A 19,829-nucleotide genomic window follows, 5' to 3' on the forward strand; every position below is an offset into this window, starting at 1 on the left:
AAAGCCGTGGTAAAAACCAATGAGGATTGTCAACGGGTACAGCGCAGCCGGGGGGGATTTAACGGCGCTGCCGGTTTATGCGAACGGGGAGGGACATTCATCAATTTCATCTGTTTCTGGCAAGTTGTTGGTGTTTATTGGGTTAGTTCCTCCACAACACGCGAGTGAGAATAAGGAGGTCTTGTCGCGGATTAGTAAACGCGGCAATGTGATGTTAAGGACGTTAAGGTAAAACCTGAGGTTGATGAGGCTAATTCATGCGGTGGCTCGGTGAAGCCGCATATACGTTCTTTTCGTCAAAACTGATTGTTGACAACAACCCTGGGGCCATATACGTATAGACCAAAGCAGAATACGGGAAAATAATGATCTCGTCTATCATCCCCGTATTTCACTGCGCTTCATACAGGCTACGGCTTCGTGAAATTGCCTGCGCCTCAAAGGTTGAGATGTGTGGATTAATTTTACCTTAACAAAACTTGATTAACTTGATTGTAGTGTAATTAATACTTGAGAGTAAAAGAGGTTTACTATGTCGCGGCAAGGAACAGATTCAAAAACACTAAATTTATCGAAACTTTTAACCAATTTTATTGAGCAATGGAATCAGGCAGTGGAGCACCTTGAAATCGCTGCCGACTTCTGTTCTATCTATAAAAGAAAGATTGAAAGAATGTGAAGCAAATGAATCATACCTGAGGGCAGCTTTTCAAAAACGATCGCTTAACTCTTCGATTGAGAAGCTTAACGACCGAAGTCACAAACTTTCCTCCAGTGAATTAAGGACAATAGCTTATTAAGTTTGTAATGAATTTTATCCACCTTCCCATAACTTGCCAACAGCTTTAAATGCCTTGGCCATGATGGAAAATCTTCCTTTTCAACCTCGTAATAAAGATCTTTTTAACTACATTAAAGAATACATCGAAAAATTGCGGAACTGTTGTTATTGATTGCCTCTTAAGCTTTTGTCAGATTAAATAAATTTTTCACTGGCCCGAGCTATTTTCGAGTCTAAAAGAACACCTTGGATACATAGCCCAACTACTGTGTTAGTTTTTATATAATTGCGCCATGCAAATGCCTACCCATGATGAATTGGAAAGAATGGGAAGTGCTCAGCAATAATGATGAAGGTGGTGTGTAATTAGAAAAGGGGCGGCAGAGGAAGAGAAACCAGGAGCGTCGATGACGCGTTTAAAGCAGCAATAGTAAAGAAAACGAAGACTCTTGTGATATCCGGCGATGGAAGATCGTAAAAAGAGAAATCAGGCAATGGTGCAATGCGAAACATGTAGATTTGGAGTCAAGGAAGGAAGAAAAAACGCTTCTCCTTTTTCGTCTATGCGAGTGTTAGATTTTTATGCACGGAAAAAAATCTATTTATTGGAAAAATCTTTAAAAAGAAGATAACGAATTTTAAAAAGAAGAGGACGACAATCAACAAAAAACAGTTTAAATATTTACATACAAGCGCTCAATAGTAATTGGAAGACTAAAACATCCGCGTTATGACAACCAATTTTTATCTACATTCACTAGGAAAGTAGAGGGCTATCTTAAGCAATTAGCTGAATGTTCTTTATCAGAAAATGCAATAGTTCATCTCCAAAATGAAGCAGACAACCTTATTATGTCATTTTTGGATGACTCATTTAAGACAACGCCGGAAATCGCTGCTTCGAGGATTTATGCATTTTTATCTGTTTGTGGAGAAAACGGAGTAATTCTACCTGCTTATACTATAGAATAATGGTGATCTCTAAGCCATACAACGAAATTAGGCGACACTAGCTAGACAAATAAGATTCGAAGGCTGTCTTTGCAAAAGGTCTTGCGAGACTTGGGGGCTCTTAATAGATGTCAAAGTAATCGCCCTCTATCAGCGTAAACTCGGGATACGTTGGCGAAATACGCCGCTTAGGCAGGCATTGCGGATGTTATCTTTGTTTGCTAAGCAACAACTAAAGATTCTCACTCATCGCGACGCCGAAAGACAAAAATCATGCCCTCACTTCTTCCTTCCCAAGGGCAAGCAACAACGAGGCGTCTCAAGGAGGAAAATGAGAATTTTTTTACTTAACCCAAGCCTGTTAATTTTTACTTATTTTTTAGACTAAATCGTATATTAATAGTCAATTCTACCTGATCCGCTACGTGCGTGGCTAGTAGGCCGCCAAAAGGAGAAAATCGAAAGTGCTATTCGTTAGGTTATTTATGAAAGAGTTCGAAACTTTTATTACTCTCTGGAATAGACAAGCTAACTAACTAATATTTAGGATGTCCCTATATTCATGATCTTTATGATAGACGACTTGAAGAGAGTGGGCTGTTGATAAAGGAGAAAGGATTGGATTTAAAGCGATTAGCTGTAATTTCTCTAAGCAGGTGCTCGCTTGAAAATTTTTTTGTCAAAAAATAAAAGTGATCTTCTCTCGTTAACAAAATTGTGTGAGTTGACCGAGTCTGTCTGTAAGATCTTTGAGTTACCTTCTGCGGAATCAAAAAACTTTTATCAATTCTTACAAAGATTGGATTAATTATATGAGCAGTTAGATAAATTCAATGGGCGTTTAGAATAGGGGTCCGTTTTTTCCTCCTATGTCAGGAAATTATAAGAATGCGATTATAGAATGCTAAGCTTAGACGAAATAGCTGCATTGACTAACCAAGTCGTTTCTCTTGCTGAAGAGTTGAACAAGCTTCAACCCGACCACACCGCCCTGGAAAATTTCATAGTTACTTTGTCAATTTTTAATTTTAACTACAGAAATCGAGGTGATTTTACTCGATTTGAATATGAAAGAATGGAAGATACTAAGTAACAATAATACAAAAACATGGTTAAACCTCGAGAGTAGAAGGAAAGCAAGAAAGACAGTTGATATGGGGTCTGAAAATGCTGTTTCCTGTAACAATAGCCAGAGCTAGCGACAACTCTTAGAAGAAATAAATGCCTGGGTCACTCTAAATAAAGATTATGCTGGATTGGCGTAATTAAAGAAAAAAATCTTCTCGCTCGCTCGCCATGTATTGTTTACAGTTATATGCTTCAAAAAAACACATTATAACTACTGAATTTGAAGAGAAGTTAAGGGAGAAAACAACGAAAGTTAATCAACACCTTGTTGGGACGTCAACAAGAAAAAAAGACTCCCGATAAAAATAAATTTTTTGTGCCTGAATAGCTGTTATCTCGGGCAGAAGTCGAAGAAAAGGAGCAGATGATTCGGCTAGACAGTGCCATATCCTTCCACAAGCGGTAAGGGCTAAAAACTTAAACTCCCTCATTCCGCACAGGCGGGAGTCTAGCTCGCTTTTATAACCCAGCGCACGTGGGAACGAAACCAAAACCAGATGTTTATAAAGGTTTTATAGCTATTTCCAAGGCCTGCATAAACCATGGAGTGAAGTGGCTGGGGTTTTCTTTAAGTTCGTTTTTAAGTTCTGAAATGCGAATCCAACGGACGGCACTGATTTCTTTTTTATTGAAATCAATGGCGTCGGCATCGGTGAATCCGATGAGAACGTGGTCGTATTCGTTTTCAATTAGTTGGTTGCCGACCGTGGTTGTATAACGAAATTCACCAACTCTTTTTAAAGCAATTTTCAAGCCTGTTTCTTCGAAAAGGCGTCTTTCGCCAGCGGTAATAATGTCTTCGTCCGGACGAGGGTGACTGCAACAAGTATTTGTCCATAATCCACCGCTGTGATATTTCTCAGGATGGCGCCGTTGAAGCAATAACTGCCATTCATTATTTTTACGAGAAAAAATAAAAACAGAAAAAGCGAGGTGTAGTTTGCCTTCTCGGTGTGCTTTTATTTTTTCTTCAATGCCAAGGCGGCGGTCATTTTCATCGACTAAAACAACGTGTTCTTCCATACTTGTTTTAAAAGGAGAGATAATTTCAATTTCCGGAAAAGATTTTTTTATTTCTTCTTTGTTTGACTCTAAAAATAATAATTTAATGTTGGGCCCTGCGTCTTGTGTGAAATAAATTTCTGTTCCAGTTTCGCGAAGAGACCATATTTTTTGCGTCACTATAATAGTTTCCTGTGAAGAATATAATAACGGTGGCCAAGCAGCGAGCATGGTGGCGTGCATGGCTAAGGCGTTTGATTCAGCCGTTTGTCCTAAAAGTTTGAAATCTTTTTTTGCGATGGCTTTTTTCAGTTGCGTAAGATCGCGGTTCGCTTTTTCCGGCCAAGCAGAGTAAAGTGGGGAAGTGGTAACCGTGCGCCTCATTCCTTCGCGAGAACTCACCGTTTTTGGCTTCTTGTTAAGGATGCAAAGCCCAATGCAGAGCTCAGGCCAATCTTCTACTAATGGTTCGGCATAACTATCCATGCCGTCGAGATCTTTTCCACAATGCCACTCGACGAACCCATTAAAAACAGAACGACAAGCACTGCCGCTGCCCAGGCGCGCTAAAATAGATAAAGATTTTCTATCCAATTGCCATTCGAAAAAATTATCCAACGCTTTTACAATTGCTGCGTAAGCGCATGCCGATGAAGCAAGGCCAGCCGCGAGCGGAATATTGAAATTTAATTCTAAGTGGTATTTGACACCGAGAAAATTAAACGTCTCTAAAAAAGCTAATAATTGTTTGACGTGGGTCGATTGTATCGCTACCGATTGGTTGTTAATGATCAGTTCATGTTGATTGCTAGAAGAGGGTGAAATTGCTGCTGTTGCGCCTTTATTACCGAGAGAAATCGATAAACTGGATGTGACCGGTAAATTAAGTTCTAAATTTCGTTTCCCCCAATATTTGCATAAAGCAATATTTGAAGTGGCAAACGCGCAGCCAGACGATCGGGGCGATTTTAAGCGGTGTGAAAGTAATTGGTCGAAAATCTGGTTACGCATCGACAGTGACTCCTTCCGCCGCAACGCTAAGGACGATTTGTTTAACACCCAATTTTTTTTCGGTATTATTTCGCGGAAATCGATCGGATTTTAGTGTACCGATGCCAATGACACAGTCGCCTAGACCAGCACCGGATATTTTGGCGCCGAAAATTGTCGGCTGTTTGCGTAACCCTTCAATGAGAGACTCTAAAATTTCATTACTGACGCCCAAAGTGGTCATCAGTTCTTGCCCTAAATTTAACAAGCCCCCCAGGGCAGGCCAATTTTTTGAATTTATTATTTCAATGGATTGTACAGTTAATTCATTTATGCGTTCATCGATTTGTTGATAAAAATCCGGTTGTTTTTTTCGGCATTGGTTAACAATGTTAATCGCTCGTGCGGTTGTCAATTTTTTGCCAGAATAAATAGCGGTAATCGGCGGTCTTGACTTGAGTGAGGTAACAGAAAAGGGTAGGTTGGAAAAAGCAAGCACACCGCCGTAAATACTCGCCGCACAATCAGCGCCCGATCCTTTTCCTTGTACGGTTTTGATGACAGTTAGGGCTTGTTGCCATAAGTCGTTTTTTGTCATTGACATTTGGAGCCATGCGTTTAATGCTGTTAATAATGCAACGGTGACCGCGGCAGAACTTCCTAAGCCGATCGCCGGGGGTAAAGTAGATTTAATATTAATATCGCATCCGCTCGGTAGTTTTTTTGAAGCTAGCGTCGCGAGGACAAATTCAAAAGGGGGAGAGAGTTTAATAGATTGACAATCCAAAGTTAGGTTTCCGAGTGGTGAGTCGATATTAATTTTTTCATCACGGCGCGGACTAAGGGATATTGAAATAAATTTATCTATCGCAGCTACAATCGCTATTTTTCCTTGCAACACCGCGTATTCCCCCAACAACATTAAACTGCCCGGGGCTTTGGTTTTATAGATCACGCTAATTTTTCTCTTTAATTTTCTGCATCACAAATCAAAGTCCTTTCAATTTTAGGCTTCGCCATTCTCGCGCAGCGGGGATGACGGGTTTAAGCTGTTATTCGATAATACAAGTCCCTTGGCTGTCGGTTTGAATCGGGATGATGGAGTAGCCGTACTGTTTTGCTAAATCCGTAATGAGATCATCGGCGATGACTAAAACAATACCCCCATTATCGCCAACAACGCTACCAGCACCACAAATTTTTGCAGCACCGCCGAGTTTTTCTACGTCAATGACAAAGTCATTAATTTTATCGGGGACAACGCCAATCGTTCGCAATAGTCGATGATTTTCTCGAATGCAGCTTTTAATGCTGCTGTTATTGTGATTTTGTAAAGCTTGATCAAGAGCATTAGTCACCGCAGAAAAATCTTCGCCAATTTTACCACTCTTAAAAGAAGGAGTGGCCTGAGAGATGCATTCACCGGTACTGCTTTGTGGGCAGCCCGTTTGTATTAATTGCATGGGGAAATTAGGGATAGGACGTTTTTCAAATTGCCCTTTTTCATAACGCAGGCAACCACCGTGATAGACGGTATGCACATCGAGACCGCTTGAATAGCCATGCTGCAAATTTTCTGATTCCACACCGAGGGACAAATAGTCCTCCAAATGTAAATCCATCCCAAGAAATTGGGTCAGTGCATAGATCAAACTTACAACGCTGGCAGCGGAGGAACCCATTCCACAACCGACGGGAATGTTGGAATCAGTGCTGATATCAATTCCCGTTGGCAATTTATTTTTTAATCGATCAAGAACGTTAATGAACGTGAAAAGCGACAATTCAAAAGGTTTTTGCAGTACTTCCCGAATACTCAAGTGACCCAAGCTGTATTTATAGTATTGCTTTTTGAGTTTTCTTTTTAAGTTGCGAAGTGCCTGTAAAGTGACTTCCCGGCGAAAATCAATTCCCATAAAATGAAAAGAAAAATGCAGCGGTAAAGACCAGCGCACCGTGGCTTCCATGTAACGGTTAATAGCCAGTGAAAGCGCGGGCTGACCGTAAATCACGGCATGTTCGCCGGAAAGAATTAATTTCGCGGGTGTTCGGGTTTTTAAAAATTCTTTTTTCATGTGACATTTGTGGCTAAGGAACGCTCAAATTTTTCATGCGCGCGCATTAATTCGCCTGGATTTGTTTGGGCGGCCAACAAGGACAGTTCTCCGCACCATACGGTTGCAGCAACGATAATAGCTAAGCGTCGGGCGCTTTGGCCTGGGATTTGATTATCCAGGCAACCTAAAAGGTGCAGGTGCTTTTTTACAAAATCGTAATGCTTACCATTGCCTATTGTTCCTACAATGATATTAGGCAACGTGACGGAAAAATAAAGGTCGCCATTGCGAAATTCAGCATGCGTAAATCCTTGGGAACCTTCGACAATGTTAGCGACATCTTGGCCAGTGGTGAGATAAATTGCGTAGAGTAAGTTAGCAAAGTGGGCGTTTGCCGTGCGAAGAGCGCCGGAAACAATCGACCCCATCAGATTTTTTTTGACGTGAAGATTAACGATGGCTTCGGGTGTGGTTTTTAAACGTTCTTGACAAACAGCGCGAGGAATTAACATGTCGGCGATGACATATTTTCCGCGTCCCAAAATTCCGTTAATAGCGGAGACTTTTTTATCCACACACATATTTCCTGAAATGGAAACATAGCGAAGACCGGGATATTTTTTAAGCATCCAGTCGATGACGGCATCGGCAGCTTTGGTGAGCATATTGTGGCCTGACGCATCGCCCGTGGTCGCTTCTAGGCGCAAAAATAAGAGAGTTCCTACGATTTGGGCGTGCCAACTCACGTTCCGGCAAAAACGGCTGGTGCTTGAAACCACTTCAGTCAAGGCGCCGTGGCGGTTAAGGTCATCAAGAACCGTCTTAACTGAATAAGCATCCACACCTTCGAGTAGGACGGATCGTGTCATACGATCATCAAGGACTAGACAATGAAGCCCAGCGCAACGCCGTGTGACGCTCGCACCCCGATTAGTTGATGGCCACATCGGTGTTTCAAATGTCGCCAGTGGAACTTCAACTTCAGCGTTGACTTCAGAACCGATAATCTTAATCGGACCAATGAATTGTAGAGGTATTGGGATCGTTTGCATGCTGGAATGATACACAAATGGGAAGGGCATTGCCACTTGCGCTCAGCTAAATTAACTGTAGCCAGTATTCGGCTTCCCTATTATGGATAATCATAAATCGGGTGTTATAATGCCTGCTCATTTAGGGTCCTGAAGGGACGACCTGAAACTCTACAGCAAAATTGGGAAAAAAGGTACCCCCTATCATGAAATTTCGTAAACGTTTTCTGTTCGTTATTACCTTTATCATTTTTTGTATTCCTTTCACTTTAACCGCCTACGGTTTTGTGGCCCGTTTTATTCAAGTCCAAGGATTAAAACGTATTTCGGCAGATACCGTTCGCAGTTATTTGCCCATCCATGAGGGACAAGAATACACGGCACAACGGGGTCAACAGATTCTTCAATCGTTGTATCGAATGGGCTTTTTTGAAACTGTGCGATTAGCCCGTCGCGGGAACGCGTTAATTATTAGCGTGAAGGAGCGCCCAATTATTAGTCTCATTCGCATCAGTGGCAATAAAGCCATCAGCACAAAAAAATTGCGACCTATCTTAAATAAGCTAAATATTTCAGAAGGACGCCCCTATGACCCTGCAAAACTCCATGAAATTCAGGTCGGATTAGAGCAACAGTATGGTGCGATGGGTTATCATGCGGCGATCGTTTTTACTCGGGTAGTGAAAGAGAGCAAGAATCGAGTAGCGCTTTGCATCTATATTGATGAAGGCGGTATTGCCAAAGTAGCTTCCATTCAATTTGTAGGTAACCGGGCCTTTAGCGCGAGAACGCTGCGTAACCAATTCAAACTCACTACACCAGGGTTATTTACTTGGATCTCTCATCGTGATCGGTACTCTCAAGTTAAATTAAAAGAAGATTTGCAACATTTATCAGAATTTTATTTAAATCATGGTTATTTGCGTTTCCGCGTGGTTTCACACGATGTGCAATGGTCGCCGGATAAAAAACACGTTTATATTAGGATCCATTTAGTGGAGGGCCCTATTTATAATCTGAGTGGCTACACTATTACCGGGGAAATCCATGGATTTAACGATCAATTGTACCAATTAATTAAATTAGAAAGAGGAGATGTATTTTCTCGCCAGGTGATCATTGATACGAATAAAGCCATTGGAGATTTCCTGGGTGATAGAGGTTACGCTTTTGCTCGAGTTAATGTGATCCCGACCATCGATGACCAGCAACATTTAATGCATTTGACTTTTAACGTCGCGCCGGACGAACGCGTGTATGTTCGCCGAATCAGTTTTTTTGGTAACCAGCGTACCAACCAAGAAGTGTTGCGTCGGGAAATGCGGCAATACGAAGGCAGCCTTTATTCTTTGTCTAAGATTGAAGAATCAAACCGGCGACTCGAATTATTAGGTTATTTATCGGATGTAAAATACACGCCGCAAATCGTCGCCAACTCCCCCGATCAAGTGGATTTAAATTATTACGTAAAAGAAATCGCTGCGGGAAGGGCGAGTATCCAAGGAGGTTATTCCGATGTTTACGGGTTCTTGTATGGCGCGAGCATTTCAGAGACCAATTTTATGGGGACCGGAAAATATGTATCGATTGGATTCCAAAATAGCCAATACCAACAGAATTATTTTTTCGCGTATAACAATCCGTACCACACGGCGTGGGGATTGCAACGTGGATTTTCGATCTATTATTCACGGGTGAAACCAAATACGAAATTTAATCTCTCCTCCTATGTAGAAGACGGTTATGGGGGAGATGTTACCTACGCTTATCCCGTTTCGGAACGGAATTCTATCGGCTTTGGTTACGGTTTTGAGCATATCAAAATTAGCCAGGTTGACCCGGCCATTGCAGTGCCAAGTGTGTTAGCGTTCTTGGGAACAACCAACGGCGTTCAGAATACCAGTCGAGACTATAACCAATTTAAATTAAACGGCGGTTGGACATACAACGGCCTTGATCGGGCTATTTTCCCCAGCAAAGGATTATATATGGGTATTGGGTTGGAGATCGGTGTTCCCGTGTTAAAATCGAGTTTAGGTTATTACTTGGCGACTTATTCTGCCAAGTATTATCAGCCGATTTGGCATGGCTTTATCCTTAATCTACTAGCCACGGTGGGTTACGGTGATGGCTTTGGTCACGATCGATTACCGTTTTTTAAAAACTTTTATGCGGGAGGTATTGGATCGGTTCCTGCTTTTTCACCTAACTCGTTAGGACCTAAAAACCGTTACAATAGTTTTGGTGCTATAGGTGGTAACTTGGAAACTATTTTCGGTGTGCACTTGATATTGCCGCAATTTATTAGTAAAAGGGTACGTACCGCCATTGTTTTTGATGCTGGGAATGTGTTCCAAGTGCCATGTTTCCCCGGAGATATTGCTGTCCCTGCGAGAGCAACTATCACCGATCCAGAGGCCGCTACGCGTCCGCAGATTATTCAAGACGATCGTTTTTCGTTGAAGAACCTGCGTCCCTCCTTGGGGCTTGCTGTGGAATGGTATACGCCTTTGGCGCCGATCGACCTCACGTTGGCATTCCCATTGAACCACCGGCCCGGGGATGATTTCCAAGCATTCCAGTTTTCTTTTGGAGTGAGCTTGTAAAAAAACGGTTTGAGAAAGGTTGGTTTAAACAAAAACCTGAACTATAATGACGCCTACTTTTTTTAAGGAGAACCTCATGATTAAACGCTTGTTATTTGCTATCTGTTTATCTGTAGCCATGATTTGGAGTGTAGCTGCTGTTGCCCAAACGGTTGGGCTTGTTGATATGCGTCAGATTTTTCAAACCGCACCGCAGATTAAGGACATTAATATGCGATTAGAAAAACAATTTTCGCCGCAGCGAGAAAAAATGACTAAATTAACTCAATCACTGCAACAGAATCTTCAAAAATTAAAGCGCGATGAGGTGGTGATGAGTAAAAAAGAGGCTGGAAATTTGCGTAAAGAAATTCAAAATGATGAAAGTACGCTTCGCCAGCAACAACAACAGTTTCAACAAGAACTGTTCGTGGCGCAAAATAAAGCCATGTCTGGCTTTATGTCTAAGGTTAACGGTGCGGTAAAGAGGGTGGCTGAGAGAGAAAATCTCGATCTCGTTTTGCCTAAAGATACTGTACTTTATGCTAGAAATAGTAAGGATATTACTTCAAACGTTGTATCAGCATTGAAATAAAAATAGTTAATGACAAGAGCCTTAACTTACTCGTTAACTGAATTAGCAACCGCCATTGGCGCTACTGTCCAAGGCGATGGCGATTGCAAAATTCACAATGTTGCTCCTATTGCGGATGCTAAACCAGGTGAAATTAGTTTCGTAACGGATCGTAAGTATCGAAAATATTTAACGCAAACAAAAGCCTCTGCTATTTTGTTGGATGAAAAATTAGCCTCCCGGTGCCCGGTTAACGCTTTAGTGATGTCCAATCCCAAATTGGGTTTTGCCAAATTGTTAATTTTATTGCGACCTCAATCAGTTCCTACGTGCGGCATTCATCCGACGGCGGTGGTAGGGGAGAGTTGTCAGATCGATCCAAGCATTCACATCGGCGCTCAGGTGGTCATCGAAGAAGACGTGGTCATTGGGCCGCGTACTTTGATTGGTGCAGGCGCTAGCATTGGCCGTGGAAGCCAAATCGGATCGGATTGCTGTTTGTACAGCCGGGTTACACTTTATTCTCAAACGAGAATAGGAGATCGAAGTATTATTCACAGTGGGGCTGTTATCGGGGCTGATGGCTTTGGTTTGACCCAAGACGAGAAAGGGGAATGGCTGAAAATCCCCCAAGTAGGCCGTGTAATCGTTGGAGACGATGTGGAGATTGGTGCCAATGCGACTATTGACCGGGGGGCATTGGGTGATACGGTTATTGGTAACGGAGTAAAGATAGATGATTTAGTGATGATCGCCCATAACGTCTGCATCGGCGATCATACCGTCATTGCCGGTTGTGCTGGCGTTGCTGGCAGCACGACGGTTGGGCGCCACTGCATGATCGGCGCTTCCGCCGGATTAAATGGCCACATTGAAATTTGCGACAACGTTATTATTACCGGGATGGGCATGATTCAAAAATCGATTACCAAACCGGGCATTTATTCTTCAGGAACAGGGATGCAAACTAACCGAGAATGGCGCAAAAGCGTCATTCGTTTTTGGCAACTGGATGAGCTAGCAAAACGCTTAAAACGATTAGAGAAGCTGATACGATGAACGTCATGAATATTACAGACATTAAAAAATACATTCCTCACCGTTATCCTTTTCTGCTCATTGATCGGGTAATCAAAATAGAAAAAGATAAATCCCTAGTTGCCATTAAAAATGTCACGGTGAATGAACCATTTTTTACGGGACATTTTCCTGTGCGACCCGTCATGCCAGGTGTTTTGATTATTGAATCGTTGGCACAAGCCGCTGGCATTTTAATTGTTAAATCGTTAAATTTTCCAGAAGACCACAAAGACATTTATTTTTTTGCCGGAGTAGATAATGCTCGTTTTAAGCGCGTCGTTGAGCCTGGAGATCAATTAACTTTAGAGGTGAAAGTATTAAAAGTTCACCGCGCTCTATGGAAGTTTGAAGGGAAAGCGACAGTGGACGACCAGCTCGCTTGTAAAGCCGAGTTGATGACCATTAAGGGATAAAAGTGTGATTGATGAACGAGCCATTATTCATCCGAGCGTGACGATCGGTTCAAACGTCACCATTGGTCCTTGGACGCTAATCAAAGAAAATGCCATCATTGGCGATGGCACTGAAATCGCAGCCCATGTTATGATCGACCGGAACACTATCCTCGGTAAGAAAAACAAAATATATTCTTATGCCTCCGTTGGTTCTGATCCCCAGCACCTCGGTTATAAAGGCGAAGAATCTTGCCTTGAAGTGGGTGATAATAATATTATTCGTGAATTTGTAACGATCAACCGAGGGACAAAAGAAGGTCATTCTGTAACGCGCATTGGTGACAATAATTATTTAATGGCTTACTCGCACGTGGCTCACGATTGTGTTGTCGGAAGCAACGTTATCTTCGCGAATACTGCCTCTATTGCGGGTCATGTTTCTGTGGGTGATCATGCAATTTTAGGTGCTTTTTCAGGGGTTCATCAATTTTGTCGTGTTGGCGCTTATTGTTTTTTAGGGCGTGCCGCCAAAGTTTATCAAGATATTTTGCCTTATATGTTGGTAACGGGGAACCCGGGCGCGCCTTCAGGATTAAACACAGTTGGCCTGCGTCGTCATGGTTTTAATGGGAACACTATGCGTTCCCTGAAGCAGGCATTTCGTTTGATTTATCGAGGAAATCTAGGGTTAGAAGGTATTCGCCTTGAGCTTGAAAAATTGGCCAAAGAAACGCCCGAGGTCAGTCACTTATTGAATATGATTAATACTTCCAGCCGTGGTTTCGCGCGCCATACAAAATGAAAGACGAATGCGTGTGTAAGCGGTTTTTTTATCTACTCAAGATGCTCCTCAAAAAACGCGCCTGTTTAAAACAATTTCTTTCAAACTCAGATTATTGCTTGAGCCACATTGAGGATTTATCTCCCTCATATTTAATTCTATTTCACATTAAATTAGTAGCATTGGATTTTGACGGCGTTTTGTCAAGCCACGGACAGGCGCAGCCAGCGGAATCTGTTATGGTATGGCTAACTCAGCTTGATAAAGAATTTCCCTTAAAGCAAGTCTGTATCTATTCGAATAACCTTTTTGATCAGCGGATTCAATACCTTGAAAACACTTTTCCAAATATCGAAATCATTCGGTTTACTAAAAAAAAACCTTATCCTGATGATTTATTAAAAATCGCTGAAAAACGGCAATTGAAACCAAAAGCTATTTTAGTGATTGATGACCGCTTAACTTCAGGTATATTATCCGCCTGCCTCATAGGAGCAAAAGCGTTATTGATTACTAAACCCTTCATCAACTACCGTGCAGCCGCCATTAAAGAACTATTTTTTACTGCTATTCGTTTCATCGAAATGAAGATTATCCGATGGTTATGACCTTTATGGCGCTGCGCACGTGTGCGTTGGATCCCGGCCTGCGCTTCCAAATGCAAGTTGTTCCACAGACGAGCTCGCGGGAGAATGACAGCGTCGATGACGGTTTTTAAGTGGAATAAAACTTATCCCCGCCCATAGTAACAGGAGTTTATGTAGCCCGTATGGAGCCCAGTGCAATACGGGTTTTTGAAAATCTCAGTCGCTTGCAACCGAGATTTTCCCATTTTGAATTTCGCCTGGGCGACCCTCGCTAACGGCAGCTAAAGGGGAACATTGCATTACTCTCCTTTGGAAACCCCTTCCCTCTTGTCCCTGGCGCCAGCGCCAGAGATTTTCTCTTTAAAATAATATGGAAACAAACTTTATTCTCGTCCATAAATAGCAAAATTAGCAATGGTAGTCTGATAATGATAAGCCCGCTGCAAATGAGCAAATCGCGGATCGTGGAAAAAATAACGAATATAATCAAAAGAAATGCCAGAGAGATATTTCTTGGACGAAGCAATATCCAGCAGAACGAGTTTAGGCTTATAACGACTAAAACCTTCAACCACCATATTGTTTAAGCGTTGTTTTTCTTTATTTGATTTTTGTTTTTGCGTAGGATTTAAGCTTTTATTTTTGCGCTCAAGAATTCCTGGCAACATCCAAAAGCCAGCAAAGCGCGAGCCTGAATTAACTTTAGCATAAGTAATTAATAATCCCGCCGCTGTAACTGTCGTTGAAAACACCATAACGGATTTACCTTCCGCGCGTTCTTGAACGTAAGTTAAAATTTGATTAATTCCATTATGAGGATTCGATTTTTTTCCAATTCGAAAAACTAAGCTGAGCAATAGTAAAAATTTGCAGTCCCATGAGTAAAATACATAGAATAATTGTCTTGCTAGAGTGTCTTAATCGGAGTTGCTGATTTTAAGCTAAAAATAAAGCTAATAACAAAGTCGAAAAGCTGATCCTGGGAGGCCTGGATGGTAATACCATATTTTTCAAGTGAATAAAAATAACAGACATCGTCGCGGCAAGAAAAAACTAAAAAAAGCGGTTGATAGCGGCTTTTTCCAATCACTAATAAAAAATAGAAACGCAGCTAACTATGAAAATAACGCGGTGCTATCCGCTAGTGTGGGTAACGAATCATTAAATGTGCTTGTATAGAGGGAAATTATGAGAGGCAATACCTGCGTAATGTAATCTGGGAAAAACAAGTAAATGATGAGCAAATAAAAACAGCGATTATCATGAGTGATTCGACTCGAAAAACCAAAGCCTAGCTCTTTATTAAGTAAAATTCAAGCACGATAAATAAAATAAAAAATTGTAGATTTAATGAAAATCCCAATCCCGCTAAAAGACCAACCCATACGATCAAAAAAGGAGGCAGCAATAAATCTTTGTGCTGTGCTTGCGTGCCGATAGCTAATAAATAAGGCATAATTAATAGCATTACAAAAGGATCACGATGATCCAATTCAGAGACTGGTAAAAGCAGGTAAACCACGGCAAGCGCCAGAAGCAGCATTCCGTGCATCAGCCGATCTTTAGTACCAAACAGTCGATGCCTGAACGAAAAACAAGTAAGAAGCGAAAGGAAGGATATTAAAAATAGATAAACGCGAAAACTTAAAATAAGATTGTCTTGAAATCAATGCTGTATTAATAGCGGGGGGGTAATAAATAAGAAATTATAGGAGAAGAACGTCTAAAAAATCTTGGCTGTATGTGCCTTCCTTTAAAAGTCGTTCTGTGGCGAGTAAATGCCAGCCTACATCTCGACTCATGAAAATGTGCCATTGAATGATGGCAGCAAGCGTAAACACAGCCAAAACAATGAGCTAAAAACAGCGTTTTTCTGCCTGCAAATGCTCAGCTTTCATTGACAATCTCAGGCTAACGGCAATTGGCTTAGAGAATCGCTTAACGTGAGTTAATAGTTTATGGATGGGTTTTTCATAACCCGAATAAAGGATAATCGTGATAATATTGGTTAATAGGGACCCGGCGGCAATCACCCACTAGGAATGCGCAGGAGCAACGGTGAATTAATAATCCCCGATGATAAAAGCCATTACCAAAAATTGTAATGAATGAAAAGCATAAGAAGCTTTGCCTAAAAGCTGCATCAGTCGTGTTGGCAGAAAGCGTGTAAGTGTATTTTTTTCGAGGATTAAACCGGCTAATAGTAACGCTACAGCTAGTGGCAGTACCCAGTTGGCTAACAGCATACCTAATGGTGTATCGAAACCGAAGGTAAAGTGCCCTCTATTTTTAAATAAAAGTATTTGAATAAGAATAATGTTGAAGAATCCCACGTAGATTTTTGCTGGTAGGTGTTGTAACCAATGCCAGTACGAGAGGTTGAGGGCAAGCAACATCCCAAGAATAAATTCAAAAAGTCGGCCAGAAAAAGTATAAAACCAAAACAAATTCCAATCACCTAAAAAGTGGTGTCAACCGAGTTTTGCCGCGAGAGCAAATAATAATAAGTCACTTACATATCCGATTATTATGCTTAACCACTGTGTTTTTTTGATGAAAGAAGATAAACAGTAGTGGAGCCGAAATATAAAAAGTAAATTCTGCAGTGAGAGATCAAGTTTGGGGAATGCCCATAAAAAGAGAATTAGTAAAATAACCCTTGAGGAACGTGAGTTAAAGAAACCACCTTTTCCGAGGGTGAGCAAAGAATTGCGGATGCGCTTGCCTTAAATGAAAAACAAGCAGCAGCGCCGTTGCTAATAAGATTAATAGATAGACGGGATAAATTCGCGCGAAACGCCGCCACCAAAGACGCCAACACCAGCTGAAGGAAGGGTTAAATGACGGATAACAATTATAAGCGATTAAAAATCCATTCAGTACATAGAATAGGCTGACGTCGATATAATCCTGCGAGAATATTCACTGTAAAAAAGGGCGTGAGCCTTTAATTGGAAAATGCAAAAAACATCAAATGCCGCTAACGCTCGAAGTCCAGTTAACGGCTGAATAAGGTTATGGTTCACGGTAAAAGACGAGGGTTTAGGGTAGGAGGGTTATTGCCATCAGAGTACGTGTAGCTACCGACAAAGGGAAAATTAGTTTTCCAAAACCCCTCATTAGAGTTTATTGCGCCACCTGCGCAAGCTGTACCAAAGGTTTTAGCCGTTGCAGTGGTTAAACGTAGAAGGCTTTCCTTGAAAGTTAGATTTGTTCTTGCTGGTGCTAGCGCATTGGAGTATCACAATGTTATTACATTTAGGCTCATCAGAGGCGATGTCAAAAGTGAAGTTGGTTAACCTTGTATCAAGGCCGCAGGCCTTTCCCACAGGAGAAAGCCCCCGTACACAAGTACCGCCAAGTGGTCGTACCATTGTATCCCATTACTCAATCCAAATGGGCAGTTCCTGCGTCCGGATAGTCAGTCTTTCCAATAGGATCGTAAGTGTTAGCCCATACCAAAGAAAACGACAATGCAATCAAGCGAAAGTCAGCTAGTAATTTTTTCATAAAAACTTACATATATTCATATGGTTAAAAAAAGTAGCCCATATGAAGCGAAGCGGAATACGGAGGAACGATGCCAATTCCCGTATTTCGCTGCGCTCCATAAGGGCCCCTCCTATTTTCAGGGAAGCAGCCTTCCCCAATAAGCCAAAAACCTTAAGAAAAGATTAAATTATGTGCAACCTTAGCCACGTTTTGGGCGGCGTTCCCACGATCTAATCGGGGCCGCAGGCAGGCTAACTTCCCAATAATCGATCGACGATAATCGTGATTATTTAGCAATTGGAAAACTTCATCGGCGATGGCTTGAGGGGTAGCGTCCTGTTGCAACAATTCAACAGCAACAGGTTCTGGGGAGACTAAATTGCAAAGTCCGATAAAAGACAAATGGATTAATTTTTTCCCCAACCAAAACGTCAGTGGCGCTACTTTATAAATTACAACCAACGGAACTTGCTGCAAAGCAATTTCTAACGTCAGCGTTCCTGAAGCTGCAACGGCCGCATGAGTGATGGCTAATACGTGAGAAATATCGTTCTGGATCACCTTTATCTCAGGCGATAAAAAGGGACGAATTTTATCAAGCTCTAAATTCAATGCGAGCGGTAAGATAAACTGCACAGTGGAGATTTTCGCCTGAATGAATTTAGCGGCCTGAACCATCATAGGGAGCAGCTTATTAATTTCTTGCTTTCGGCTGCCAGGAAATAAAGCCACAATGGGCTTATCGGGATCCAGATTAAATTGCTTGCAAATTTCATTTCTGGAGAGCGATGGAGTTGGCATATTTGCCAAAGGGTGTCCCACAAAACTGACGGGAACGTTTTCCTTTTGATATAGTTTTTCTTCAAAATCGAATAATACGGCCATATGATCGACGTATTTTTTAATTTTTTTAATCCGCCCATAACGCCAAGCCCAAATTTGAGGACTGACATAATAAAGCACTTTAATTTCCGCTTTTTTCGCTTGTTTTGCCATATGTAAATTAAAGCCGGGGTAATCAATAAAAACCACCAAATCAGGTGGTGTTTTTTTAAAATACCTTTTCAAGGTTTGCATCGCGTGGCGAATATCCCTGAACTGCCGCAATATTTCAAGCAAACCGACCACCGCTAATTTGTCTGCATTAATAAAAACTTCAACGCCCGCTTCACGCATACACTTGCCGCCCATGCCCGCGAGTTTTAGGTTGGGTTCAAGAGATTTTAATGATTGAGCTAGATGAGCGCCCAGTAAATCCCCCGAAGGTTCACCGGCGATGAGCAGAACAGATTTATTCGACATTTTCAGCACTGAGGGATGAAATTGGAAATTGTTCATTGGTACGTCGCACGATTAACGAAATCTCAAGCGCAGTGGCCAGGGCGCGTTTACCTTCTTCTCCGGAAATGACGGGAGGCTTGTTATGGATGATCGAATTTAAAAAAGCCGAAATTTGATCCATCAACGCATCCCCTTTATGGAATCGCTCCACTTGGCGGGTGATTTCAGGAATGCCTGGAAACATCTCATGCGTCCCTTTACGATGAATGGCCATTTTTTTGTGATCGAGATCGATAGCGACATAATTGTCATGTTGAAAAATACGCAATTTACGCTCTATTTTCAGACTCACCCGGCTTGCTGTCACGTTAGCCACACAACCGTTTGTGAATTCAATACGCGCATTAGCGATATCGACGTATGGCGAGAGAACAGAAGCACCGCTCGCGGAAATATTCTGGATATCCGATTTCACAATGGATTGAATAATATCGATATCGTGAATCATTAAATCGAGCACGACATTAACGTCAGCACCGCGGAGCCGAAAGGGCGCCAGACGCAACGATTCAATAAAGCGCGGATTAGAGATAAGCGGCTCAACAGCCTTAACTGCGCTGTTAAAACGTTCCAAGTGACCGATTTGCAAAATCACCCAGTTTCTTTTGGCGGCTGCAATAAGATCATCCGCTTCTTCCAGCGTCGTTGCGATGGGTTTTTCAAGCAGGACGTGGATGCCGTTATCCAAAAAAAACCGCGCCACGGCGTGATGTAAGGGGGTAGGAACAGCAATACTAACCGCGTCAACTAGGCCAATTAGAGATTGATAGTTAATTACGGCCTCCGCACTCAATTCCTTAGCCTTTGCGTAACAGCGTTCGTGATGAATATCACAAACCGCCACCAGCTCAGATTGAGACAGCGCGGAATACTTCTCTGCATGGTAGCTGCCCAAATAGCCTACGCCAACCACAGCGGTTCTAATTTTTTCCATTGTGTTTTCCACACTCTCTTATACTTAGGATAAATCGTAATGGTGGCATTTTTTGTTCGGGGAATCAATACGAAAGCCTTGGCGACGCGCCTTGTCAATATTGACTATTTTGACGATAAT

At 41.9% G+C, this 19,829-nt stretch carries 14 protein-coding genes and 2 pseudogenes; 7 read left to right on the plus strand and 9 right to left on the minus strand.

Features of this window, described 5'->3' with window-relative positions; all coding sequences use genetic code 11:
* Positions 1 to 226: pseudogene (locus tag OWO34_RS02915) on the plus strand (transposase); the annotation flags it as partial.
* Between the two features lie 3,135 nt (positions 227 to 3,361).
* Here the strand turns inward: OWO34_RS02915 and mvaD are convergent.
* The 4 genes from mvaD to OWO34_RS02940 form a co-directional block, all read right to left on the minus strand.
* The gene (gene mvaD, locus OWO34_RS02925; protein WP_267256502.1) at positions 3,362 to 4,873 is read right to left on the minus strand and encodes a diphosphomevalonate decarboxylase; all 1,512 of its coding nucleotides are present in this window, start codon (positions 4,871 to 4,873) and stop codon (positions 3,362 to 3,364) included.
* The gene (mvk, locus tag OWO34_RS02930; RefSeq protein WP_267256503.1) at positions 4,866 to 5,807 is read right to left on the minus strand and encodes a mevalonate kinase; all 942 of its coding nucleotides are present in this window, start codon (positions 5,805 to 5,807) and stop codon (positions 4,866 to 4,868) included. The genes mvaD and mvk overlap by 8 nt, the downstream gene beginning before the upstream one ends.
* Before the next feature lie 97 nt (positions 5,808 to 5,904).
* On the minus strand, positions 5,905 to 6,927 hold the full coding sequence (locus OWO34_RS02935; RefSeq protein ID WP_267256504.1) for a mevalonate kinase family protein: 1,023 nt from the start codon (positions 6,925 to 6,927) through the stop codon (positions 5,905 to 5,907).
* Positions 6,924 to 7,997, minus strand: a complete 1,074-nt coding sequence (locus tag OWO34_RS02940; protein WP_267256505.1) for a hydroxymethylglutaryl-CoA reductase — start codon at positions 7,995 to 7,997, stop codon at positions 6,924 to 6,926. The genes OWO34_RS02935 and OWO34_RS02940 overlap by 4 nt, the downstream gene beginning before the upstream one ends.
* 149 nt (positions 7,998 to 8,146) lie before the next feature.
* Between OWO34_RS02940 and bamA the strand changes: the two genes are divergently transcribed.
* From bamA to OWO34_RS02970, 6 genes are all read left to right on the plus strand, one after another.
* On the plus strand, positions 8,147 to 10,546 hold the full coding sequence (gene bamA, locus OWO34_RS02945) for an outer membrane protein assembly factor BamA (protein WP_267256506.1): 2,400 nt from the start codon (positions 8,147 to 8,149) through the stop codon (positions 10,544 to 10,546).
* 76 nt (positions 10,547 to 10,622) lie between these two features.
* Positions 10,623 to 11,120 carry an OmpH family outer membrane protein gene (locus OWO34_RS02950; RefSeq protein ID WP_267256507.1) on the plus strand — a complete coding sequence of 166 codons (498 nt, stop codon included), beginning with the start codon at positions 10,623 to 10,625 and terminating at the stop codon, positions 11,118 to 11,120.
* A gap of 9 nt (positions 11,121 to 11,129) precedes the next feature.
* Positions 11,130 to 12,158 (plus strand): UDP-3-O-(3-hydroxymyristoyl)glucosamine N-acyltransferase, encoded by a 1,029-nt coding sequence (gene lpxD, locus OWO34_RS02955; RefSeq protein WP_267256508.1) that lies wholly within the window; start codon positions 11,130 to 11,132, stop codon positions 12,156 to 12,158.
* Positions 12,155 to 12,592 (plus strand): 3-hydroxyacyl-ACP dehydratase FabZ, encoded by a 438-nt coding sequence (fabZ, locus tag OWO34_RS02960; protein WP_267256509.1) that lies wholly within the window; start codon positions 12,155 to 12,157, stop codon positions 12,590 to 12,592. The genes lpxD and fabZ overlap by 4 nt, the downstream gene beginning before the upstream one ends.
* A gap of 4 nt (positions 12,593 to 12,596) precedes the next feature.
* Positions 12,597 to 13,376 carry an acyl-ACP--UDP-N-acetylglucosamine O-acyltransferase gene (gene lpxA / locus OWO34_RS02965; RefSeq protein ID WP_267256510.1) on the plus strand — a complete coding sequence of 260 codons (780 nt, stop codon included), beginning with the start codon at positions 12,597 to 12,599 and terminating at the stop codon, positions 13,374 to 13,376.
* Positions 13,373 to 13,963: a YqeG family HAD IIIA-type phosphatase gene (locus OWO34_RS02970; RefSeq protein ID WP_267256511.1), complete on the plus strand. Its 591-nt coding sequence runs from the start codon at positions 13,373 to 13,375 to the stop codon at positions 13,961 to 13,963. The genes lpxA and OWO34_RS02970 overlap by 4 nt, the downstream gene beginning before the upstream one ends.
* Before the next feature lie 362 nt (positions 13,964 to 14,325).
* Here OWO34_RS02970 and OWO34_RS02975 read toward each other — a convergent pair.
* The 5 genes and pseudogenes from OWO34_RS02975 to OWO34_RS02995 form a co-directional block, all read right to left on the minus strand.
* Positions 14,326 to 15,795, minus strand: a pseudogene (locus tag OWO34_RS02975) (hypothetical protein).
* Between the two features lie 210 nt (positions 15,796 to 16,005).
* Positions 16,006 to 16,389, minus strand: coding sequence for a hypothetical protein (locus OWO34_RS02980; RefSeq protein ID WP_267256512.1), 384 nt, complete (start codon positions 16,387 to 16,389; stop codon positions 16,006 to 16,008).
* 940 nt (positions 16,390 to 17,329) lie between these two features.
* Entirely contained in the window at positions 17,330 to 17,452 is a 123-nt protein-coding gene (locus tag OWO34_RS02985) for a hypothetical protein (protein WP_267256513.1), read from the minus strand.
* 153 nt (positions 17,453 to 17,605) lie between these two features.
* A complete protein-coding gene (gene lpxB, locus OWO34_RS02990) occupies positions 17,606 to 18,736 on the minus strand; it encodes a lipid-A-disaccharide synthase (RefSeq protein WP_267256514.1) in 1,131 nt (376 codons plus the stop codon).
* Positions 18,726 to 19,709 carry a Gfo/Idh/MocA family protein gene (locus OWO34_RS02995; RefSeq protein ID WP_267256515.1) on the minus strand — a complete coding sequence of 328 codons (984 nt, stop codon included), beginning with the start codon at positions 19,707 to 19,709 and terminating at the stop codon, positions 18,726 to 18,728. The genes lpxB and OWO34_RS02995 overlap by 11 nt, the downstream gene beginning before the upstream one ends.
* Positions 19,710 to 19,829 lie beyond the last annotated feature (120 nt).

The sequence above is a fragment of the Coxiella endosymbiont of Ornithodoros maritimus genome (assembly GCF_907164965.1).
Classification (GTDB): Bacteria; Pseudomonadota; Gammaproteobacteria; order Coxiellales; family Coxiellaceae; genus Coxiella.